The sequence below is a fragment of the Egbenema bharatensis FJBBOT/2019 genome (assembly GCF_048077055.1).
GTDB classification, from domain to species: Bacteria; Cyanobacteriota; Cyanobacteriia; order Elainellales; family Elainellaceae; genus Egbenema; species Egbenema bharatensis.
On sequence record NZ_CP182236.1, the window covers coordinates 3,821,470 to 3,843,929 of the forward strand.

Sequence of the window (22,460 nt, forward strand, 5' to 3'; positions counted from 1 at the left end):
TCAACGAACGACGGTAGTAAGGCAGAAATCTTATGCTGCCAAGGCATCAACACCAGGAAGGCTTTCAAAAATTTGAAATACGCGATCGAGCTGTGTTAGCTCTAATACAATGCGGACGGATGGTGAAATACCACACAGTCCAAATTGCTTATTTAAGCGTTGTGCTAGCGTCATCGTCGATATGAGTACCATTAACCCTTCGCTGTCCAAGGAGTCAACCTGGCTCATGTCAACGAGTAGGGACGCATTTTCTAACGAGGAAACCGTTTCCGCTAACTGCTGCTTCAATACGGCAGCATTCTCTGCATTAATATGACCGCTAGGCTGAAAGACTTTCATTTGAGCGCGGGCGAGAGAACCTTGCATCATTATCAATCCTGCCTGAACAAACAACCAATAGGTGAAAAGAAATTAGAAGCACCTTGTCCAAGATAGGGGCATCCGGGACAATGTAAACGACCATAACCCCAGATTTCCAGTAGAGACTACTGTAATGGTGAGATTTTGCTAAATCTTCACGATTCAGATTGACTTATTTAAGTTTTCTGCAAGCATCGTCATTTTTGTGTGTATCGCACTACAAAATTCTTTTGCTTACGCTCTAATCTCTGACTCTGGATAAGGATTGATTTTGGCATAGAACCCTTGATCGATCGTCTACCCAACGAAGGGCTTTCATCGCTTTTACAATGGGAAAGACAGAACATCCGCCTCAGATTTAAAATATTTAATATAAACAGACTCCTTTCAGCAACAGTAGGGTAGCTTTACTGAAGCTAAACCGTTAATATGCTCTGAAACCTGATCCCTGCTGATGATCCCTACTGATCCTGATCCACTGAGACTGGTTTATCCGAAATGCTAGCGAGCACTGTTGAAGTACGAAGTAGATTTATTGAAGAGAAGGCGTGACTAGGATCACTTGGGGCAGGAGGCTTAGATCATGGGCGTTACTCCTTCCATGACCGAGGATCTGGGTTAGGAAAGCCCCCCTATATCACCGTGGTGTTACTTGCTATGAAAACTACTCACGTTATCCGTCAACTAGTTGGAAAAGCTTTACAGCTTAAGCAACTTACCCCCGATATCGAAAATGAGATTAACTACGAGTTAACTCGCCTGGGATATATCTCCGATGTAGATTATGAAGCTCTGGAACTGCTGATGGCAGAGATGGATGCTGGACGGATTCGTTTAGTTCCGAGTCCATGACGAGCTTGCCATATGGGTCGTGTAGCCTTGGTGGGCCATCAGTACGTCATACCATCAGTACGTCATAAATGAGTCATAGGTAAGGAGTCATAGGTAAGGAGCCATAGGCATCGTCCGTTCAGCATAATCCATAGGAAAGTTAAAGTAACCAACCCGATTGAGTCAGCCAAGTTCGGTTAACAGGGACAATTCACTGCGTAAAAGCCAATCAGCGGATGTTTAGAGTAGTTTGAGATTATGGGGTGCAGCATCCGCTAGACGTGAAAAGCTTCTGGATAAGCTTGCCAAAGCTCCTGAATGAAGTTTTGCAGACGGGAGTGGCTGTGGGGATTAGCAGTAGTTGTAGCACTGCTGTCGGGTGCTGCTTTAAGGGCATTGAGCGTTGCCAGGATGGGCAATACATCGGTATCCAGGGCAGCAGTGAACAGGCTGGAAGGGCAGAGCAGATCTGCTCCTTGCCGCAGGTCATAGAAGCTAAACTCCAGTAGATCGGCTGGATCGGGTAGATCGATCGCCTCAGGAAGGGTTCCAGAATTCGGGCGAGAACTGGGCAAAGGTGAAGGATTGCTTCCCAACAACTCGCCCGGTATTGCCGTCAGGGCGATCGGGCGAACCCAACACATCCCCCTTTCCTCGATCACCTGGATCACTTCTGCATATAGCCGAGTATTTCGATGTTCCAGGTAGAGAATTTGTCCCGATCGAAAGTCTGCCATAGTTTAGGATGACTCAATACAGACTGTACAGCTTTTGGGCAACTTGACTGCAATGTTGCTCCGCCTTGAGGGAGCATGTCACTTTTGCAGCCCTCACCCTAAATCCCTCTCCCAAAGGGAGAGGGACTTCCGATCCCCTTCTCCCTGGGGAGAAGGGGCTGGGGGATGAGGGTAAACTTTCAAAGGTGACATGCTCCCCGCCTTGATGCGAAATCCAGAGGGATTCTGGTTAGTCCACTGATCCATAAACTGATGCATCAACACCAGTACCGATAGATGTACTTTCTTGTATATCAAATATCTTTCTGTTTTTGTCAGTGGTAAGAAGGCGGACACCAACAACCATGCTGTAGGGTGCTGTCAGGCAAAGCGGTTCCGTCCCGTCCCATGAGGCTTTGATGGGTTACGCAGTCGATAACGCCTCCTCCAACCAGATAGAGCTTTCTACTGGATGAATCATTCAATGGCAGTGGATCATTAGCCAGACGCACCCCAATTGCAATTTATTCCCTTCAGCTTTGAGGGAGTGGCTGGACGATCGCCCTGCGGTTTTTCTCTACCCTTTATGAAATGGGACTACCGGACGATGGATGGAACGGCAGGCTTTGCCAATTTTTATTTAATCAATCAATTTTTCCGATCGCTTTATTTTCAGAGCCAGATCCTTGATGATTAGAATAATGAGCAGCCCTGTCCCTTCTAGCCTGGATGATGATTCAAGATATGGCTATGAAACGACTTAAGTTCTTTAGTGGTCTGACATTAGGGATAGCAGCATCTATCCTGCTGAATATTGGTACACTGCGCTCGGTCAGGGCCAGTGAGGCGGTGTCAATTCAATTTGGCTCAGTAGTTACAGGTAGGCTGGAGTCAGGTAACAACCAGTTGCCTGCTGATGGGAGCTATTACAATGCCTATACTTTTGAAGGGCAAGCGGGTCAGCGAATCCAAGTCACCATGAGCAGTGATGAATTAGACTCCTATCTCATCCTGCTGGATGTCGCCGGTAATAGCCTCATTCAAAATGACGATGGTGGCGATGGTTTAGATGCTCAAATCGTTTACACACTGCCTGAGAGTGGACGCTATACGATCTATGCCAATGCCCATAGTTCTGGGCAAACCGGAGCGTATCGGCTGGAACTGCTGATGGTTGATGTCAGTACGTCTGCTGCTGTAGAGCCTCGATATTTCTGCGATGAGAGCGGTCGCAATCCAGTGATTCAGGCCAGACGGAAAGATGGTGTGGTGGGTTCGCTGATTGAATGGACATCGGACACTACGCCTGCCAACATTTCTCGATTGGAGCGATGCCGTCGAGTGGCCAGCAATCTCGAAACAAATCACAGCCGTCTAGGGCGCAGCTTTGCGATTACAGCAGGCACTTTACAGGGGCAACCCGTTGTGTGTGCAGGAACGGCTCCAGGGATTTGTGATCCGGAGGGACAAATTTTGTTGGCGGCAACCCGGGATGAAGCGCGCCGGATTGCGATTGAGCTGGGGACTGGAATCAATGCCCTGCAAAATGCTCCAACCCCGATCGATGAAAATGATACAACCCCGCTTGCAGTCGTTCCGCAGTTCAACTTTTTAGACATTCTATCCTATAGCAATTGCGTGGAGGATGTGATTCAGCTTTACCAAAACCCTGAACGGTTACGGATACAGGGTCGGCGTAGTGATTGTCTATCGGAAGTGTTTGCCCAATATCCTAACGGCATTTCTCGATCGCAAGCTCTGGAAATCCTGGCAGCGGCCGATCAGTTTGCCACTTCGGCTCGGCGGGATGCACTGTTATATCCTCCTAGAGGGCAAAGGGTTCGGATTCGAGAGATTTTTGGCTATACCTACAGTATTGATCAGCAATAAAATCAACCTCAATCGACTCCGGGGTGGACGGTTCGTCCACCCGTTCCCTGCTCCACTCACTTCATTCACCCTGCATTCATCACCTCTGGTGGAATCAGAACCCGATCGATCGCGTGAATGACTCCATGACTTGCTGTTACTTGCCGTTACTTGCTGTAATCTCTGCCGCACTGTGTGAACTATGTCTACCCCGTCCCCTTCGATCGTACCTTCCCCTGTTTCGCTCAGATGGTCTACGACCGACCGGAGGTCATCGCCAGAGCTACTGGCTCCAGCCGGAAACTGGGAGTGTGCCAAAGCTGCCGTTGAAAATGGGGCTGATGCAATTTATTTTGGGCTGGAACGGTTTAATGCTCGGATGCGAGCACAGAACTTTACGGAAGCTGATCTGCCCCAATTAATGGAGTTTTTGCACCGTCGCGGAGTTAAGGGTTACATTACGCTGAATACGTTGGTTTTTCCTGGCGAACTCCCCGAGGCTGAACAATATCTTCGCACCATGATCACAGCGGGTGTGGATGCAGTAATTGTGCAGGATATTGGCATTTGTCGCCTGATTCGCCATCTGTCTCCCGACTTTCCGATTCATGCTTCTACACAGATGACCATTACTAGCGCAGTTGGCGTTGAATTCGCTCAATCTCTGGGCTGCCAGTTAGTGGTTTTGGCGCGGGAATGTGCCCTGAAGGAAATTAACAAAATTCAGCAGCAGATGGTCGATCGCCAGATTGCCTTACCTCTGGAAGTTTTTGTGCATGGAGCGTTATGTGTTGCTTATTCTGGACAGTGCCTGACCAGCGAAGCTTTAGGCGGACGTTCTGCCAATCGAGGGGAATGTGCTCAGGCCTGCCGGATGCCCTATGAGCTGATTGCAGATGGAGAACGAGTGGAACTGGGCGATCGCAGCTATCTTCTCAGTCCTCAAGACTTATCTGGCTTAGCGGTTCTACCGGATCTGATCCGAGCAGGAGTCCACTGTCTCAAAATCGAAGGTCGCCTCAAGTCCCCCGAATACGTAGCCAATGTCACCCGCGTCTACCGACAGGCGATCGATCGAGCCTGCCACCTCACCCCTGCTCACCCCTCATCGCCTACGCCGCCGCCCTCAGCCCTACGGACTACCACCCACGCTCCCGCAAACAGTCCTCAGTCCTCCGATCGCTACAACCTGGAAATGGCCTTCTCTCGCGGACTTTACACCGGATGGTTTCGCGGTATTAATAATCAGGAATTGGTTCATGCTCGCTTTGGCAAAAAGCGGGGAGTGTATTTAGGGGAAGTGAAGCGCGTTCAGAAGGAGCACATTACCATTCACCTGCAAGCTCCTGTGAAACCTGGAGATGGCGTGGTGTTTGACAACGGGCATCCAGAAGCGAAGGAGGAAGGCGGACGGATTTTTGCGGTAGACACACACGGAGCAGAGGCGGTTTTATCCTTTGGGCGCGGCAGTTTAAACCTGAAGCGGATTCACCCTGGCGATAAGGTTTGGAAGACCAGTGATCCAGAACTCGGTCGCCAATTGCGGCAAAGCTACGCTGGAGATACGCCTCACTTCCAGCAGTCCATTGATTTAGAAGTTTACGGGGAGCTGGATCAGCCACTTATGGTGATTGCCCGCGACCCACAGGGTCATGTGGTGCAGGTGGAGTCTGCCATGCCTCTGGTGGTTGCCCATAGTCAGCCATTGACTGTCGATCGCCTTTCCGATCAACTCAGTCGCCTGGGGAACACTCCTTTTCGCCTGGGAACCCTGTCTGCGCAGCTCAACGGCTCCCTGATGCTGCCTATCAGCGAACTCAACCGCCTCCGCCGCGAAGTCGTTAGCCAACTGGAAGCCCAACGGATTCAGCCCAAACGCTGGCAACTTTACCCCGATCGTACCCTCTCCGATCTGCTACCCACTTCCTCTGCTGCTCCGTCCAGCCCGGCTCAACTGATCGTCCTCGTCCGTACCCTGCCCCAGATCCAAGCCGCCCTCCAGGCTGGAATGCCTACCCTCTACTGCGAACTGGAAGATCCACGCCAGTATCAAGAAGCGGTGAGAGTGGTTAGAACATACCGACAGGGATCAAGCGTCCGGGAGCCGGCAGCCTCCCTGTCCTCTACTCTCCCGCCTCCTGAACTTTTCGTTGCCCCTCCCCGCATTACTAAACCTAATGAGAACTGGATCTTGCAACAGGTGCGATCGGCAGATGCAGACGGATATTTGATTCGTAATTACGATCAGTTGGAGTATTTTAGGAACGATCGCTGTATTGGGGATTTTTCGCTGAATGTGGCCAATCCCCTCACAGCAAGTTATTTTAAGCAGGAATTTAATCTGGAACGCTTAACGGTATCCTATGACCTCAACATCGATCAACTACAGGATTTTATGAAAACCTGTCCAGCGCATTGGTTTGAAGTCACAATTCACCAGCATATGCCCATGTTTCATATGGAGCATTGTGTCTTTTGTGCATTCCTGTCGGAAGGAACTGATTTTACCAACTGTGGTCGCCCCTGCGAAACCCATGAGGTAAAATTACGCGATCGCACGGGTACGGAACATATTCTCCAGGCAGATGCCGGATGCCGGAATACGGTTTTTAACGGTGTAGCTCAAACCGGAGCCGAATATGTTCACCGCTTAATGGAATTGGGTGTGAATCAGTTCAGGATTGAATTTGTCAACGAAACGCCTGAGCAGGTCACTCAAATTATTCGTCGATACCAACAATTGCTGCGATTTGAGATCAAGGGTTCTCAGCTTTGGCGAGCGTTGAAACTTCAGAATCAATTAGGGGTGACTCGTGGAGCAATGGTGGATTAAGCCAACCTTTAGGATGGTTTGCAAACGCCCCTAACCCTATCCGCTGCTTCTAAATGTTCTTATTGAAACCCAAACCGGATGATTGCCTCCAGGTATTCATCGAATGTCACCTGACCATCATTGTCTCGATCGATCAATTCCATCAACTTTTGCAGTTGCTCTGAATCAATGGGGAACTCTAGCTTTTCAGCAATATGTCTGGCTTCCTCAAACGACAGCAACCCGTTTCCATCGGTATCAAATTGCTTAAACTTTTTGAGCATTAAATAGTGAGGCTCTGCGGCGATCAGAAATTCCTCAAATTCAATCACACCATCCTGATCGGTATCTAGATATTTAAACTTTCTCAAGAAGTTTTCTTGCTCCCGATTCAGCAGGTAGCTCATGTACTCTTCTAACTCGATCTTGCCGTCATGATTGCGATCGATTTGAGCAAAGGCTTGCTTAATCTCCTCTAATTTCTGGGGAGAAAGTAGTTGCCTGGCTTCCTCTGGCACCTCAAACCCAAAATTCTCGCTCATGCTATAACTCTCGCCAACGTTTGTGTCGTTTGTCCCAAACGCTGAAGAGCACAGCCCCGAACCGTTCAGGATGTTCCTACCTTACCTCAAAAGTTCTGCTCGTTTTGTATCAGCTCGTTCTTATAAAACTGCCTCATCTCAAATCACTTGAATAAAAACCAGGCTGTGTCAGAAGCATTGCCAGGAGAAAATTACCTTTTACCCGAACCATAGCACTGGTTAAATAGCACTGGTCAATCAGTTCAAGTATCTGCGAATTGCCCGGTGCGATCGACCGAAGTAAGCCATATAGTTTAGAAGGGAAGAAAGCATTTTAGGAAAGAACGAATGGAATCATTGGGATTAGAAGCCAGCATTTTTGGAGCCGGAGTTGGAATTGGCTTGCTGATTGCCTTGTATAGCTGGGTCAATCAACGGGGAGCGCGATCGGCTCTGCGACAGGAAATTGAAGACCTGAAGAAGCACCTGCACCTACAGATGAGTATTAATTCTAAGGGCTACGAAGAGCTAAAACAGGAACTCGATCGGCTGAAAAAAGAAAATGAAAACTTGCGGGTCACTGTCGGCACTTTGTCCAGTAAACCTGGTCGGGCAGAGCTGAAAACCTTGTACACCTGGGACAAGGCGATTCGAGCCATGACGCTAAAATCCCCCATTTTTGCTCCTGCCTGGGAAATGTCACTGGCAGAAGCCCAGAAAGAAATGGAAGAAATGGATTCTGGGATGAAAGCCCTCGTGCGCAAGGTGTTTTCCATACTGCCAGAAGCGGGGCATCCCTCTGGCGAAGGAACGATCGCATCGGATAACTAGTAGGGGCGGTTCGCGACCGCCCCTACCCAACCCCCAACCGAACCATCCCTCCCGAACCAAAACCCGATCGGAACCGCCCCGACCCAAAACCCAACCGAACCGCCCCGACCCAAAACCCAACCGAACTATCCCTCCCGAACCAAAACCCGATCGGAACCGCCTCACTCTGGAAGACGATCCACCACCTGATAATCCTGAATGTTTGCCCAACCCAACACCAGCTTGAGGGTATTCAGGCAGGCTTCCCGTGCTTTAGCATCACGGGCTACCGATCGCTTCAACTCAATTTGTAAGACCCGCCGCCCTTGCTGATGATCAACCACCGTTCGTTGTACACCATCATGAAAACTGGCTGCCACTTCTACCGCAAAGGGATAGAGAACTCCCTGCTCGTCCACAATGCGTGTGTCACACTGTCCCATTAACCACAGGTAACCCTGTTCATCCAGATATCCGACCTCTCCTGTGCTGTACCAGGATACGCCATCAACTTGAAAGCTAGATGGAGAGGGGATTTTGGGCAAAGTGTCCGATCGCACCTCACCCTTGACTACAATTTTGCCAATGCTACGACTTGGTAAACATTGAGCTACAAAGGCTTGATTTGTTAAAGCAGAAACGAATGGGTCTGACCGCTCACGGATAATTTTCAAAGAAAGATCTGGGTTGGGATACCCAACCAATAGCCCTTTCCCTGCCGACATCGCAGCGATCTCAGTCATTTGGATTTGCCGATAGGTAACCTGGGCGATCGAATTCGGAGCAGTTAATCCATAAACGCTGATGACTTCCGCCTGGGGAGCGATCGTTTGCAGGCGATCGAGCAAACGCGGCACCATGGGTGCGCCATCGCTGGAAATGCGGCGAAAGCTCGATAATTTCAGGGCATGTTGCTCGCTGTAGGTGGCTAACTGCTCCAGAAAGACAGGGGCTGCGGTGAGGGTTTGGGGTTGGTATTGCTGGATTTGGCGAATGACCTTGGCGGGTTTCATGGTTCCAGAGGATTGCCCTGACCATCGATCGGCTGGCTTACCTAAAATCAAGCTGGTTATTCCGGAGGACAGGTTGGCGAGCACAGCAGTTGGCTGAGTCACCAGGTCGATTTCACGCTCAGTACTTGAGGGAGCAGGGCGCACTCCACCTGTCCAGCCTTGAATAGTCAAACGGTTTGTACCAGGCAATGGAAAGCCAATGGTGAACTGCATTGGAATCTGACGCAGAATGGGCGATCGAACCTTCAAAAAGTGCGTTTTCCAGGAGGTAATCAGGACATCGGCTGGAGGGAAGGTACAGTTGTGTTCTGAGGGGGAAAGGACAACCGCAGGATCAACCCAGTGGGGCGTTGCGCCAATTTTCAGCAAGCCGATGCACATGATCCAGTACTCGATCGATCGCTGGACGGATGTGGGCAACACGATCAAAACTGTTGCAGTTGTCCGAATCCCAAAGGCTTGAAATTGCGTTGCAAATTGTGTTGCGGCCATAGCCACCGCATCATTCAACTGCGCAAAGCTGATGGATTGGTGGCGACAGGCATCAATGATGGCAAGGCGATCGGACTGACTGGAGGCTTGAATCTGTAAACGCTCGACCATCTCAACAGGGTTGACCATCCACATACAGGGTTTGGGTTTAGGGATTTAGAGATTCAGGAGTGGGGAGTGGGGAGTAGTTAACATTTGCTACTTGATTAGCGATCTACGGTTTAATTCTCTACTCACCCTACTCCCATTCGCTCCCGATCGCCAAATTCGATCGTGTCATCCTCATCCTCATCCTCATCTTCAAAATCTGATTCTTGAATTGGCAGATTGGTATCGTTGATGATTGCACCCAAAAACTTGATATCGTCTGACTCAATGAATTCTTGAGTGGTTTCGTTGAGTAAGCCTTCTTCGGTAAAGCCAGGGCGCGTTACTAGGGCCAGTCCGTCAGTATAGGGTTCTAGCAGCAATGCATCGTTATAGCGGCTCAGGGTGGGGGTATCTAAAATGACCAGATCAAATCGGCTACGGGCATCTTCTAACAGTCGTCGCATTTCGCTCGATTCCAGAATAGCAGCAGCATGACGTTGAGATCCGGCACTGGGAACGATATAAAGATTTTCAATGGACGATAGGCGAATACACTCGCTCAAATTACCGTAGTAGCGCAGGGGTTCCATCCCGCTGGCAGGATTGGGAGACAGTCCCAAGGCGTGGGCATGGGAAGGCGATCGCAAGTCTGCTTCAATCAATAAGGTTCGTTTGCCAGCACGGGCAGAGGCAATGCTCAAGTTATAAGCGGTTGTGGTCTTCCCTTCGCCGATCGCCGTACTGGTGAGCAGGACTAACTTCAATGCCTTACCACCACCTGCCCGCCGCACGTTCCCCCGCAACCGCTCGTAGGGTTCAAGGTAGGAAGATCCAGCCTGTTCAATCATCGTCACTTCGTCTGGATCGTCTGCCCAGGGGAGCGAAGGGAGTAACCCCAAAATGGGAACGTCTTGCTGCCGCAGGGCAGACTGTACATCCTCTAGCGTATGGAAGGTAGAATCCAAAGACCCCAGCAGCATGACTAACCCACCGCTGACAAACACTCCAATGAATCCACCTACCAGCAAAATCACGACACTCGTTGGCCCAGTGGCAGGCTGCAACTCTGACTGCGGAGCCTGGGCTACCACCAAACTGCCTACCGTTTCTTCCTGGGCTAGCCGGACATCGGCTAATCGCGCTTGAATCTGGTCATAGAAGGTTCGTTTGAGGGCAACCTGCTGTTCTAATCGCTGCTGTTCTAGCTGTTTGTTGGGAATGCTGGAGTATTCCTGACGCAGTTGCTCTTCCGTTCGCATCAGGTTCGTGAGCTGTTGTTGCAGCATTTCTCGTTCGGTTTGCAGATTCACCAGGGTTCCAGCCAACTGTTGCCGGGCTGGATCAAGGCTGCTGGCTTGCCGAATTGCGCTACTGACTGAAAGAGGAGCTGCCTGCCCGCCACCAATGACCTCACTAACTCGCGCTTGCAGCAGTTGATTGAAGGTATCCAACTGGCTCTGTAATTCCACCATTGAAGGATGTTCAGGACGCAGGGTTTTGGACAAAAACTCTTGCTGCATCTCCGCCTGGTAAATTTGCGATCGCAAGTCCGCGATAATGGGATCGGCACTCAGGGCAGAGGAGGCATAGGCTTCATCAGGAGTCAGTCCTAACCGCGACTGGAGGCTGCGAAGTTGGGCATCAATTCCAGCCAGGGAGAGTCGGATTTCTCGCTGCTGCTGCTGACTGCCTGTAATCGCCCCCAACAAATTGCCGCTTTGCGCCGCCTGTAGAGCCGTTCCTTCCACTCGCACAAATTCTTCTAAATTACGCTCCGCTTCCCGGAGTTCCTGAGTCACGTTCGGCAGGAGTTGGTTTAAGTTATCCAAAATCCGATCGAGTTGCTGGGTGTTGAACTGACGGCTCTGTTCTACCATTCCATTCATCAAAGCTTCGACAACGGCCTTCGCTATTTCCTCATTGATATCAGGGAAAGCCACAGACACTCTCAGAACGGGGGGAGCTGCTCCTGCGGGAGCTTCTGTTCCCTGATTGGTATTAACCCGTGCCAACTGCCGTAAGTCTCTGGGAGAAGCCTGAATTTGTTGTTTAGCAAGCTGATCTGAAGCAAATTCTAATACGGCTCCCGACAGCAGGGATTCTTTCGTCACTGCCTGTGCCTGTTGTTGAATTGCCGCTCCTGTTGCTGAGAAAGTTTCGGGGGGAGTACTGTAGGCTAAAATCCCTTGGGCAACATAGGTGTCTTCTGGGGGCGGTTGTAGGGCTGCTACAACTCCCGATAGTCCAGTAATCACAAGAAAGCTGGCAATACCCGCCCACTTATGGCGATCGAGGGCAATCAGGTATCGCTTGAGGAGGGGAGGAGTCATGGGGGAAGGAAAAGGGTTACTAATCTGAAAGTTACCCGGTTTGATGGGGTTTCTATCAAGGATGAAGGGATTTTTTGGGGAGTGAGGAGTGAGGAGTAAGGAGAGGGGAGTGAGGAGTGAGGAGTGAGGAGAGGGGAAGTCGGGAGTGAGGAGTGAGGAGTGAGGAGTGAGGAGAGGGGAAGTCGGGAGTGGAGAGGGGGGAAGGGGGAAGGGGGAGATTAGTCGTCGGAACTGCCGCCGGGGCGGAAGAGATTATCTGCGCTGGTGGCGAGGGAATCGAAGAAGAGCAGGAAGCCTAACACATCTCGGAAGGGTTGGGTGAAGGTGTTGAGGGCGTAGGTGATTCGAGCAATTAGATTTCGTCCGACAATAATCACATCATTGTGTTCCAGCATAGGATCCTGGGAAAAATCACCTCGCAGGGCATTCCGTCCATTAATTTCCTGCGTAACAGCCCGTCCCTGCTCCACATCAAATCGGATCAGGGCAATTTTTCTTAAGTCGGCGGAGTCTAAGCTGGGGGAAATGGTGGTTAGGGCATCGACAAAGCTGCTGCCATTGGGTAAGGTCAGATTCCCAATTACGCCGCCTCTGGTTCCGGCGTAGTTCACTACTCGGATGTTGATCTGCTGTTGAGCCAGAGTCGATCGTGCGATTAAAGCCCGGTCATAATCCTGGCGATCGGCTTCTGTCAGAGTGGGCACAACAATAATATCGCCATCCGTGAGCTGAATGTCTGGAACTGTTGCTGCATCCCGCAGGGGAGAAAACAGGTCAAACTCCTGCTCCAGGGTTTCTCCATTGGCAAAGGATCGGCGAATTCGCACGGTTCGTAAATCAGCCAATCCCGTAGTGCCTCCCGCTGAAACCAGGGCAGTCGAAAGTTGGGGAGCTTGTAGGGGATACAGTCCTGGACGCACCACCTCACCCAGGATTGTCACCTGTACTGGACGTTGGGCAATCAGAATCACATCTACCTGAGGGTCAATCACAAAGCGATCGAGGGCGACGCGAATCTGCTCCCGTGCTTGCTCCACAGTCAATCCTTCTAACGGTAAAGCACCCACCAGCGGCACAATCACATTCCCCTGCAAGTCCAGCGTTCCCTGAAACGACAGGTCGGCAAACCGCAGCACATTGACAAAAATCGAGTCACCCGGCCCCAGTCGATATGCCTCAAACTCCTGCCCATTGGGTATGAACGGTTGCTCAAACTCTTCCTGCCCTGGAAACTCTCCCCGCTCAATCAATCGTCGTCGGGCATCTTCTAACACCCTCTGGCTGGGAGGCACTGAGGAATCAACCGCAGTTTGTCCCATCGCTGATGAGCTAAACAATCCTGCCTGAGCGAACCATAGTAACAGGGTTACTGGCAGAATCGTCCAGGCGGTATAGAAACCTGCCAGGGAAAGGGCGATCGGCGATCGGTGGGAGGTAGGCATGGGGAGTGGGGAGTGGGGGGTGAAAAGATTTAGTTCATCCTTATCAACGAAGGATCAGGGCTTAAATGACCTGTGCAACGTTTTACTTCGCTGACTGGGCGGGCAAGATGCCCACCCCACAAGAAGTTCAAGTGATTGAATTTGCATTCCTAAGGGAGCTGCGATCGAATGGCATCCCGCTCTTTGAAGTCAGGACGTACAGCAGTGTGCCCCTACCGGATTCGTTATTTTTCCGTATGCTCCTCACCCCCCACTCCTCACTCCTCACCCCCCACTCCTCACTCCTCAGTCCTCACTCCTAAAACCTCCTCCATCAAAGCCGTCTGCACTAACTGTCCTAACTCTTGCGCTTGCGATCGCACGGTTTCAATATCGCCGAGGGGTTTGATGGGAATCAGGAGACTGACGGCAATCCAGGCAGTGCGGGTGCGGTGGAAAAGCTGCGAGCGTTGATCGACCCAAAACCATCGAGCTGGAGCCGGATGCCCCCCATTCGCCCAGGCGTACCACTGGAGGACAGCGTAGGTGCGCTGTTGATTCCAGCCGCGTAGAAAACGGGTGTTGATAGGGATGGGTTGTTGGGTGAATGGATCGGGAACCGTGAACTGGAGCGATCGATTGGAATCTGCGGTCCACTGCTGTACCCCGTTAATGTCCATCCAGTCTACCTGGGGCATATCTCGATGCCAGGTTTGCGGACGTAGCAATAACCAAACGGTGTTTTGGGAGGTGGGTTCACTGGTTGAAGTCGGAACGATGCCCTGGATTGACCATTTACGTCCGCCGATTTCCCCCGTTTGTTGGGTCACGGTCTGCCACCCTGGTAGGGACAAGCCCTGTTGTTGAAGCAATCGCAACTCCTGAATATTGGACAGTTCCCGTTCAGCATTCCACGTCCATTGTCCTGTCCGATAATTCGGGAGGCTCAGAAATACGACGATTGCCAGCACAAATATAACGAGCAGGAACTTGTGGAGGAGAATACGTTTAGGCGACTCGGTTGGGGAAAGCATGGCGATGGATGAGGAAATGAAGCAATAAGGGTTCAACTTGCATTGATGACCTGTACCTACGTCATAATTTCTCGCGGCACTCCCTCCAGGGCTTCAGTTTCGGTTTCAAAGATCTCGAAGACCGAATCCATCATTGTGACTTCAAAGACCAGTCTGGCCTCTGGATGCACATTACAAATGCGGAAGCTCCCGTTTACCTTATCTGCATCCCGCATTCCTGCCACTAGCGAGGTTAAGCCAGAGCTATCAATAAAGTTCACATGGCTCAGGTTAACGACGATATGGGAACTAATTTTGGAAATGCACTCCTGCAACTTGAGGCGAAATTGCCATGCGGTTGTGATGTCTAGCCGTCCTGTAGGAGTAAGAACGATGACCGTTTTACCATCCTGAGTGTTGTGCGTTGTCAGATCCATGTGGACTGCTATCCTCCCCTAGGACTTATCAGAATGAATACACCAATAAAAGCAGTCAAACCACGAGATAACTGCTTATCTGTTGCATTGATAGGGTTCCCAGAAAGAAGGCAGATCGTTACAGGCAGGATAAAAAGGTCAGCCTGAATCTTGATGTTCTTGAAGTGATTGCAGAGCGGAGGGGTTTTCTGGTTTAAAACGTTTGTAGGGACCTGGCAGTGCCAACTCCCTACTGCTGGGATCAGGATTGATTCCACTCACATATCTTGGGATTGTGGATCAAATAACTTGTGCAAATAACCTGTGCGATCGTTCTGCTTCATTAAATGGGCAGGCAAGACTTCGGCTTGAGCTCAGACGTTCGGCGAAGCTCAGTCGAGCCGTCGAAACGCTGCCCACCCCAAAAATATTGTCAGGTTATTAAATTCGCATTCCTTAGCGTCCATGAGGGGTGAATCAAGAGGCGATATCAAGCACCTCATCTGAACCCCGATGCACTGTTTTAACCCATTTCAACCGCTTCGGGCGGACTGCCATTCGGGCGGTTGTGCTGGCCATGACGGGAAGCCAATGGAACATATAAGCAGTTCCCAGTAAGGAATGTCCCAGGCGGTTGGTTGGCAACCTGGGAATCCTGCGATGCTGGTTGATTCCCAGGCTGGAAGGCTTAGACGATCGCAGTCCCATAAACATTCCCAGCAGCGAGAACAGGAACATCAGGCTGGTGAGGGGGGCAAATAGGGGCGGACAACTGCGGGAGATGGCCATCAAAAAGTCAGGGATGGATGCAGTCGGCAGGACATACTGAATCAGCCAGAAGAAAAACAGATCGGCCGTTTTTTGAGTTCCCATCCGGTTACGAAGGATCAACCGCCAGTAGTCCAGATATCGCTGATAGCCGCCTTCCGCCCAACGATTGCGCTGATGCCAAAGCCCGATCGCATTGGTTACACCCTCCTCCGCCACCGCAGGCAACATCAGGAAGTCAATATCCCAGTGATCCAGATGGAGCCGAATCGTCAGATCCAGATCATCCGTAATGGTTTCCTCATTCCAGCCGCCACAGCTTTCCAGAGCCGCCCGCCGCACGAACTGACCATTGCCCCGCAGCTCTCCGACTCCACCCACGGCAATCCGCTGTCGTTGCAGGTGGCTGTCCATCGCCATTTCAGCAACCTGGGCCCGTGTCCAGAAATTCGTTCCTGCATTGGCAACCGCTTTCTGTACCTGAACCGCTCCGACTTCCTGACGCTGGAACAGGGGCATGACTCGCCGCAGCAGATCATTGGGAACCTGGGCATCCGCATCAAAGACCACAATGATGTCGCCTTTTGCCTGCGACCACACCTGGTTTAATGCCCCAGATTTGCCCCCAATCGCATTGGCTGGACGACGCACCACGTTGAGTTGCACGTATTCCTGCTGCAATCGCTCCAGAACCAGTGGAGTTCGATCGCTGCTGTTGTCATCAATCACCCACAGGTCATAGCGATCGGCTGGATAGTCGAGTTGGCACAGGTCTTTCACCAGGGAGGCGATTACAGCTTCTTCATTTTTGGCCGCTACCAGCAGAGAAACGTAAGGGTAATCCTCTGGGTTATCACTGTTTAGAGGCTCCGGAACCGGAATCGGGCGTGCGAGCAAAACCCGGAGAAAGTGAACCCCCATTAAAGTGGTCAACCCCAGGACAAACCAACTGCCCCAGGACACCAAATGCAGGGCGATCGTGCCACTCCAGATTGCAGTCAGGGCGATCGCAGCCTTCCGACGGCGACCCGGAAAGCCTCGACGATAGGGAATGACTTCATCGGGGTCAAGTTCTAGCTCTGCCTCTAAATCGGGCAAAGCCTCAGACAGAGAGCCAGATAGATCAGACAGGAGTGAGTTGATTGGCAGTTGTTCGTTGTAGGAATCGCTTTCGCGCCAGGAATTCTCCGGCATAGGTCATTTGATTGAGGAACCAGTACTTGTCAACACCCTTGAAGAAGCTGGGGATGAGGTAACACCACACCGTACAGCCTTCACACACAGGTAGCTTACCCTGCGATTGCCGATATTCTTCGACTTTCTCAGATTCGCGGTACAAATCGTACAGCTTTCCATTAATTGGAACGGCTGCCTGAGAAAAGTGATAACAGGGAAGCAATATCTCATCATGGGGCGAGATGGCGATGACGGCATCCACGGCTTTACAGCGAGGATTTTTCGTATCGTTCCCACCGGCTTCAATGAATGCGAGGGCAGCCCTATTGTAGCCAACATTGCGGTACTGTTTGGCGGTAGCTTCAATGGCAGCCGCAATTTCTGGGGTGGGGTTTTTCTTGCTGTTGTAGTGGCTATGGGCAGTGAAAGCAGGATTGAGCCACACCCGCGCTCCAACCTTTTGACCGAATTCTGCGACTTCACCAATGCGTTCGTAGTTCTGAGCTGTGACGGTGTGATTCAGAACGGGATACTCACCCAGCGATAAAGCTAGCTCAACGGATTCCACGAGGGTATCGAAGATTTGAGTTCCCCGCGAGTGATCATGGGTTTCCGCATCTGCTCCATCCAGGGAGAAATTCAGAAAATCGACTAGCCCTTGCAGCTCTTTAGCCCGTTTAGGATACAGAATCGTGTTGGTGGTGAGGCTGGTCATGAAGCCTTGCTGCTTTGCTTCTGCGTAAATCTGAACGACATCCTGACGCAGGAGAGGTTCACCGCCGGTAAAGTCGATGTACTTTACACCCAAACGCTTTAGATCCCGCAGGTTATGCTGAATCGTTTCAAAGCTGGCTTCCTGCTTAGGTTCCAACGCCCAAATGTCGCAGAAGTGGCAACGGGCATTGCACCGATAGGTTAGATAGTAGTTTGCAACTAGGGGCATCGCGTCTCCAACAGGTCTTCTTTAAAGAATTGTAAACAATTGGCTGAGATAGGTGAAGCTTAAGCGATCGATTCTGAAACTCTAAACTCGGAAGACTGGGACAAAAATCCCTGAGCTTGGTTGTGTCGGAGCTAACTGACAATAGACTGACGATAGATGGAGTTTGAATTAGTTTACCAATCTTCGGTTAACTTCATGGAACAGATTAAAAAAATGATGAACCAGGGTACTTCTCTATGGTTGGGCCGATGGAGTCTCGGACGGCAGGCGGACGGGCAAAGGTGGGGTTGGGGGAATGAGATAGGTTGGACTACTGCGAGATAACTCTTTCCAATATTTCGTCTATTCGTTCATCTTCTCTCGTTCGTCTTCTACTCATCCGTCTACAGATAGCCGATCGATCGCAGAAGCTTAATGTTCAGTTAACAGTTGATTGGTCTGATGATGCCATACTCATCATGAATATTTGAATCTCGTTGTTGCATTTTCTGTCTATCTGGGAATTCTATTTAGATTGACTTAAATAATAACGAAGCGACAATCACTCAGATTTCAGCGATCCTGATCAGTGGTCTACTGATTGTGTCTTATTCAAGGGATTGATCCACTCCAAATCCTCAATTCGATCGCAGAGAAATCAAGGCTTTATTGATTAAGAAAAGTAATTTTTTCGAGTGATCCAGGTTGACTAGATTAGACTGGATGGTCATAACGCGATTGAATCAAACCTGAGAAGTTTCTCTGCTTGTTTACAGATAAAAGCGTTGTTATGGCCATTCTTATTCACTATCTACACTGACACTCGAAGCACAATGCTATACACCATTGGAATATTGTTGAACTCGACATCAATGCTGCTTCCTTTCGTCCTGGCTCAACAAACGGCTCAACCCGAAATTACCGCAGCAGATATTCTCCTTTATATTGTTATCTATGTAGTTTTTGCTTTTCTCCTACAGCGGATCCTCACAAAGCTGAATTTTGCGAATCCCTGGTATGCCTGGATTCCATTTCTCAATGCCTATGCCATCTTTAAAGCGGGTGATGAACCGAACGCGGTGTTGTGGACAATTTTAAGCATCATTCCTTGTATCAACATCGTTGCTGTCATTATGCAAATCATCGCCTGGACTAGAATCTGCCGCAAACTCGGCAAGTCTCCCTGGTTGCTGTTACTGTGGCTCATTCCTCTATTGGGTGCGTTTGGTTTCCTGGGGTATCTTGCATACGGCTAATTAGGCACAATGCTGAAACTAAAGTATCGAAGAATCGTTTTTCTGATCCTGATTGCATTACTGGCAGGTGGATCAATGTCGGTGTATTCCCAATCGGAAGCCAATTTCTGGATAAAGACGATCGAACTGGTTGCTTTTCAACAAATAGCTACAGTGGTGATTTATTTAAGTTGCTTTGGATGGGATTTAATCCGCGATCGGAATGGGTAATAGGTGATGGGTAATAGGTGATGAATCATCAAAATTGTTTATTAGAGTAATAATGAATGGTGGGAACAATTTCCCTCTCTCCCAATTACCTATCCCAATTGCCGATTACCCATTACCCATTACCCATTACCTAAATCAACAATGTCCCGCATCATCAGCCAACGCACCCGTCCTTCCCGCTCTCCACCAGCTCGATCGCAACGATGGATCAATCTACTGTTGGTCATGGCTCCGATCGTCGGGAGTTTTGTTTATAACCAGGGAATACGGCTGCCGTTTTTGGATGGTTGCCCGTTAATGCGCGCCATCGGCATTCCCTGTCCAGCCTGGGGACTGACGCGATCGTTTATGGCGGTTGCCAGGGGAGAGTTTACCCAAGCCTTTGCTTACCATTGGTTTGGGCCAATTTTGTTTGGTGGGTTTGCCTTAGCCTGCCTGCATTTTTTGCTGGAACTGCTTCAGCAACGGCGGATCAGAGCGTTTTATGTTCCCCTGGTACGGAATCCAAAGCTACAAATCTCGGCATTTTTGTTATTGATGATTTATCACGGATTTCGGCTCCACCACCTTGCTCATTCTGGAGAGCTTTATACCTGGTTTATGCAATCTCCGATCGGTCAGTGGTGGTACTGAATCGGACTGATGACTCGGTGGGAACCATGCAATTGGGGTTCTTCCATGTCTCTGGCAACCTGTAGCTGCGGGGCGAGGAACTGGCTGCTGACCTGCTTCAGCGTATCCAAAAAAGCATAGACCGCAGGTGGGTAAAGGGCTTCTGCAACGATCGCCGCTCGAATTACCCGCACGAGGGGATCCGGCAGGGAATGAACTTGAATATTGGACGGTAGGGGTTCAGCCGCAAGTCGAGCCATGATCGTTGCCCCCAGCCCCTGCATCACCATGTTGACGATCGTCGAGTCTTCCTGAATTTCGTAGGCAGCCTTAATCGGTCGTTTTGCCTGCTTCAAAATGCCCCGAATCAAGATAGAGCAATAATCCGATTGGGGCGGCATGATCAGGGGGTAAGTTTCCAGATAGTCCCAGGTCAGTTGATTGTCGGGAACCTTTGCATTGGGCGGCAGCAGCACCACATACTCATCGCGCATCAATTCCCAGGTCTGAAAATCAGTGGGTGGCGGCAGGCAAATCAAGCCAATATCGGCTCGTCCCTCCCGAACGCACTGCTCCACCTGATCATCCCCTCGATGTTCAATCAACGTCACATCAATACTGGGAAACCGCTGGCGGAATTGGGCAATCACGATCGGCAACAAATGAGTCGCCGCACTGCGAAAAGACACGACTCGCACGTGCCCCGTCTGCAACCCATTCGACAATTTTGCCTCCTTACCCATCACCTCGATCAGGTTCAAAATTTCCTGGGCATGGCTAACAATCTGCTCTCCGATCGGTGTGAGGGTTGCCCCGTGTCGTCCCCGCGACAAAAGAACTACCCCCAACTCATTTTCCAACGTGGCGATCGAATGGCTCACCGCAGATTGAGAGATGTCCAGATGTAATGCAGCCTCACTGAAATTACCGTGTTTGGCAATGGCGAGGAGAGCACGAAGTTGGGAGAGTTTGATGGCTTCGAGGTTCATTGGGGAGTGAGGAGTCGGGAGTGGGGAGTGAGGAGTAGGGGCGATAACTCCTTTGGAGACGCTGCGCGAACGCGAATCGCCCGTACAGGAGTGGGGAGTCGGGAGTGGGGAGTCGGGGTTCTTATATTCAAGATCTCAAACATCCCACCGATCGCCTCTTTTGGAGGGGGTTTTGGGGACGCAACCGTCCTCCAATGGGGGTTTGGGGATTTCCCCCAAGGCTCGGTTCGCTAAACCTAGAACTGGGAGAGCTTAAAAATTCTAATACAAATACTACAAATAATACAAACACTACAAATACTAAAGCAGGACACCACAACTACGTCTCTTGTATCCCATGCAGTTTATCCTACGCATTCTCACCCCAACCCACAAGCCATCTCGATCGCCCCCCGATTACAATAGGGGCTAGTCTTTCATAAAGTTCAGCAATCAGACACCATGAGCCTTCGCCGTATTGTAGACCTCCTGAGAACCGGACAACCCGACGAATCCGTCACCATTCAAGGTTGGGTTCGCACGAAGCGAGAACTGAAGGAGTTTTCCTTTGTTGAAGTCAACGATGGTTCCTCAATGGCGGGACTTCAGGTGGTTTTGAACCAGGATTTGCCGGATTACGCAGAAGTGGTGAAACGGCTGAATACGGGAGCTTCGATCGAAGTGGCTGGTGTACTGGTTCCCTCTCCCGGTAAAGGACAGCGGATTGAACTTCAGGCAAATACAGTCAAAGTTTATGGAGAAGCCGACCCCGAAACCTATCCTCTCCAGAAAAGCGGCACTCCTTCGAGTTTCTCCGAACGATCGGCCATTTGCGATCGCGCACCAATACTCTGGGAGCGGTGTTCCGGGTTCGAAATGCTTGCGCCACAGCGATTCACAATTTCTTTCAGGAGCGGGGCTTTCTGTGGGTACATACGCCCGTAATTACGGCCAGCGACTGTGAAGGGGCAGGGGAACTATTTACCGTGACGACCCTGGATTTGAAGAAAGTGCCGTTGACCAGCGAAAAGGCGATCGATTTTAGTCAGGACTTTTTTGGTAAGCCCGCTTATTTGACGGTGAGTGGGCAACTGGAAGCCGAGATCATGGCCCTGGCTTTCACTAACGTCTACACCTTTGGCCCACTTTTCGAGCGGAAAACTCCAACACCTCCCGCCACCTGGCAGAGTTCTGGATGGTGGAACCGGAGATGGCTTTCTGCGACCTGGAGGGCAACATGGATCTGGCTGAGGCTTTCCTGAAGTACGTCTTTAGCTATGTCTTGAAGCACTGCCCGGAAGACATGGAGTTTTTCAACCAGCGGATTGATAAATCGGTACTGGCAACGGCGGACAATATTATTAATAACGAATTTGCCCGGCTCTCCTACACTGAGGCAGTTTCCCTGCTGGAAAAATCCGATCGCACCTTCGAGTTTCCCGTGTCCTGGGGGTTGGATCTGCAATCCGAGCATGAACGGTATCTGGCGGAAGAACACTTTAAAAAGCCCGTAATTGTCACCGATTATCCGGCGCAGATCAAAGCCTTCTATATGCGGATGAACGACGACGGCAAGACGGTACGGGCGATGGATATTCTGGCTCCTAAAATTGGCGAAATTGTCGGTGGTTCCCAACGGGAGGAGCGGTTGGATGCCCTGGAACGCCGAATTGACGAACTGGGAATGCCAAAGGATGAACTCTGGTGGTATTTAGACCTGCGGCGATTTGGGACAGTGCCCCATGCCGGGTTTGGGCTGGGCTTTGAACGGTTGGTGCAGTTTATGACCGGAATGACCAATATCCGTGATGTCATCCCCTTCCCTCGTGCTCCCCTCAGTGCCGATTTTTAGTC

21 protein-coding genes and 1 pseudogene are annotated in these 22,460 nt (G+C 50.6%); 10 read left to right on the forward strand and 12 right to left on the reverse strand.

Annotated features, from left to right (window positions below; all coding sequences use genetic code 11):
* Positions 1–30 precede the first annotated feature (30 nt).
* A complete protein-coding gene (locus tag ACM1PF_RS17730) occupies positions 31–366 on the reverse strand; it encodes an STAS domain-containing protein (protein ID WP_416665790.1) in 336 nt (111 codons plus the stop codon).
* Positions 367–1,017: 651 nt separating this feature from the next.
* On the opposite strand from ACM1PF_RS17730, the gene ACM1PF_RS17735 reads away from it, so the two are divergent.
* Positions 1,018–1,212, forward strand: a complete 195-nt coding sequence (locus tag ACM1PF_RS17735; RefSeq protein WP_416665791.1) for a hypothetical protein — start codon at positions 1,018–1,020, stop codon at positions 1,210–1,212.
* 254 nt (positions 1,213–1,466) lie between these two features.
* On the opposite strand, the gene ACM1PF_RS17740 is transcribed toward ACM1PF_RS17735, so the two are convergent.
* Positions 1,467–1,928 (reverse strand): hypothetical protein, encoded by a 462-nt coding sequence (locus ACM1PF_RS17740; protein ID WP_416665793.1) that lies wholly within the window; start codon positions 1,926–1,928, stop codon positions 1,467–1,469.
* Positions 1,929–2,424: 496 nt separating this feature from the next.
* Between ACM1PF_RS17740 and ACM1PF_RS17745 the strand changes: the two genes are divergently transcribed.
* The 3 genes from ACM1PF_RS17745 (at position 2,425) to ACM1PF_RS17755 (ending at position 6,609) form a co-directional block, all read left to right on the forward strand.
* Complete coding sequence (locus ACM1PF_RS17745; protein WP_416665795.1) at positions 2,425–2,604, forward strand: hypothetical protein; 180 nt, start codon at positions 2,425–2,427, stop codon at positions 2,602–2,604.
* A 53-nt stretch (positions 2,605–2,657) separates the two neighbouring features.
* Positions 2,658–3,797 (forward strand): COP23 domain-containing protein, encoded by a 1,140-nt coding sequence (locus ACM1PF_RS17750; RefSeq protein ID WP_416665797.1) that lies wholly within the window; start codon positions 2,658–2,660, stop codon positions 3,795–3,797.
* Positions 3,798–3,978: 181 nt separating this feature from the next.
* Positions 3,979–6,609 carry a U32 family peptidase gene (locus ACM1PF_RS17755; protein WP_416665799.1) on the forward strand — a complete coding sequence of 877 codons (2,631 nt, stop codon included), beginning with the start codon at positions 3,979–3,981 and terminating at the stop codon, positions 6,607–6,609.
* Positions 6,610–6,668: 59 nt separating this feature from the next.
* Here ACM1PF_RS17755 and ACM1PF_RS17760 read toward each other — a convergent pair whose 3' ends face one another.
* On the reverse strand, positions 6,669–7,130 hold the full coding sequence (locus tag ACM1PF_RS17760; protein ID WP_416665801.1) for an EF-hand domain-containing protein: 462 nt from the start codon (positions 7,128–7,130) through the stop codon (positions 6,669–6,671).
* A gap of 327 nt (positions 7,131–7,457) precedes the next feature.
* Here ACM1PF_RS17760 and ACM1PF_RS17765 point away from each other — a divergent pair, with 327 nt between their 5' ends.
* Positions 7,458–7,940, forward strand: a complete 483-nt coding sequence (locus tag ACM1PF_RS17765) for a hypothetical protein (protein ID WP_416665802.1) — start codon at positions 7,458–7,460, stop codon at positions 7,938–7,940.
* Positions 7,941–8,101: 161 nt separating this feature from the next.
* Here the strand turns inward: ACM1PF_RS17765 and ACM1PF_RS17770 are convergent, their stop codons facing one another.
* From ACM1PF_RS17770 to ACM1PF_RS17780, 3 genes are all read right to left on the reverse strand, one after another.
* Entirely contained in the window at positions 8,102–9,553 is a 1,452-nt protein-coding gene (locus ACM1PF_RS17770; protein ID WP_416665804.1) for an AMP-binding protein, read from the reverse strand.
* Positions 9,554–9,657: 104 nt separating this feature from the next.
* On the reverse strand, positions 9,658–11,844 hold the full coding sequence (locus tag ACM1PF_RS17775; RefSeq protein WP_416665805.1) for a GumC family protein: 2,187 nt from the start codon (positions 11,842–11,844) through the stop codon (positions 9,658–9,660).
* A gap of 218 nt (positions 11,845–12,062) precedes the next feature.
* Positions 12,063–13,286 carry a polysaccharide biosynthesis/export family protein gene (locus ACM1PF_RS17780; RefSeq protein WP_416665807.1) on the reverse strand — a complete coding sequence of 408 codons (1,224 nt, stop codon included), beginning with the start codon at positions 13,284–13,286 and terminating at the stop codon, positions 12,063–12,065.
* A 107-nt stretch (positions 13,287–13,393) separates the two neighbouring features.
* On the opposite strand from ACM1PF_RS17780, the gene ACM1PF_RS17785 reads away from it, so the two are divergent.
* On the forward strand, positions 13,394–13,588 hold the full coding sequence (locus ACM1PF_RS17785; RefSeq protein ID WP_416665808.1) for a hypothetical protein: 195 nt from the start codon (positions 13,394–13,396) through the stop codon (positions 13,586–13,588).
* Here the strand turns inward: ACM1PF_RS17785 and ACM1PF_RS17790 are convergent.
* The 4 genes from ACM1PF_RS17790 to ACM1PF_RS17805 all read right to left on the reverse strand — a co-directional run bounded on the left by ACM1PF_RS17790 (position 13,565) and on the right by ACM1PF_RS17805 (position 17,581).
* Positions 13,565–14,299 carry a cyanoexosortase B system-associated protein gene (locus ACM1PF_RS17790; protein WP_416665810.1) on the reverse strand — a complete coding sequence of 245 codons (735 nt, stop codon included), beginning with the start codon at positions 14,297–14,299 and terminating at the stop codon, positions 13,565–13,567. The genes ACM1PF_RS17785 and ACM1PF_RS17790 overlap by 24 nt on opposite strands.
* Before the next feature lie 56 nt (positions 14,300–14,355).
* Positions 14,356–14,715: an STAS domain-containing protein gene (locus ACM1PF_RS17795; protein ID WP_416665813.1), complete on the reverse strand. Its 360-nt coding sequence runs from the start codon at positions 14,713–14,715 to the stop codon at positions 14,356–14,358.
* Between the two features lie 456 nt (positions 14,716–15,171).
* Positions 15,172–16,656: a glycosyltransferase gene (locus ACM1PF_RS17800; protein ID WP_416665815.1), complete on the reverse strand. Its 1,485-nt coding sequence runs from the start codon at positions 16,654–16,656 to the stop codon at positions 15,172–15,174.
* A complete protein-coding gene (locus tag ACM1PF_RS17805; protein WP_416665817.1) occupies positions 16,586–17,581 on the reverse strand; it encodes a radical SAM protein in 996 nt (331 codons plus the stop codon). Before ACM1PF_RS17805 ends, ACM1PF_RS17800 begins: the two co-directional genes overlap by 71 nt.
* A gap of 851 nt (positions 17,582–18,432) precedes the next feature.
* Between ACM1PF_RS17805 and ACM1PF_RS17810 the strand changes: the two genes are divergently transcribed.
* The 3 genes from ACM1PF_RS17810 (at position 18,433) to ACM1PF_RS17820 (ending at position 19,659) form a co-directional block, all read left to right on the forward strand.
* Positions 18,433–18,816, forward strand: a complete 384-nt coding sequence (locus ACM1PF_RS17810) for a DUF5684 domain-containing protein (RefSeq protein WP_416665820.1) — start codon at positions 18,433–18,435, stop codon at positions 18,814–18,816.
* A 9-nt stretch (positions 18,817–18,825) separates the two neighbouring features.
* Complete coding sequence (locus ACM1PF_RS17815) at positions 18,826–19,026, forward strand: hypothetical protein (RefSeq protein WP_416665822.1); 201 nt, start codon at positions 18,826–18,828, stop codon at positions 19,024–19,026.
* A gap of 141 nt (positions 19,027–19,167) precedes the next feature.
* Positions 19,168–19,659 (forward strand): DUF2752 domain-containing protein, encoded by a 492-nt coding sequence (locus ACM1PF_RS17820; protein WP_416665825.1) that lies wholly within the window; start codon positions 19,168–19,170, stop codon positions 19,657–19,659.
* Here the strand turns inward: ACM1PF_RS17820 and ACM1PF_RS17825 are convergent.
* Positions 19,644–20,627, reverse strand: a complete 984-nt coding sequence (locus ACM1PF_RS17825; RefSeq protein ID WP_416665828.1) for a LysR family transcriptional regulator — start codon at positions 20,625–20,627, stop codon at positions 19,644–19,646. The genes ACM1PF_RS17820 and ACM1PF_RS17825 overlap by 16 nt on opposite strands.
* Positions 20,624–20,758 (reverse strand): hypothetical protein, encoded by a 135-nt coding sequence (locus ACM1PF_RS17830; protein WP_416665831.1) that lies wholly within the window; start codon positions 20,756–20,758, stop codon positions 20,624–20,626. Before ACM1PF_RS17830 ends, ACM1PF_RS17825 begins: the two co-directional genes overlap by 4 nt.
* Before the next feature lie 310 nt (positions 20,759–21,068).
* On the opposite strand from ACM1PF_RS17830, the pseudogene asnS reads away from it, so the two are divergent.
* Positions 21,069–22,458: pseudogene (gene asnS / locus ACM1PF_RS17835) on the forward strand (asparagine--tRNA ligase).
* The last annotated feature ends 2 nt before the right edge of the window (positions 22,459–22,460 follow it).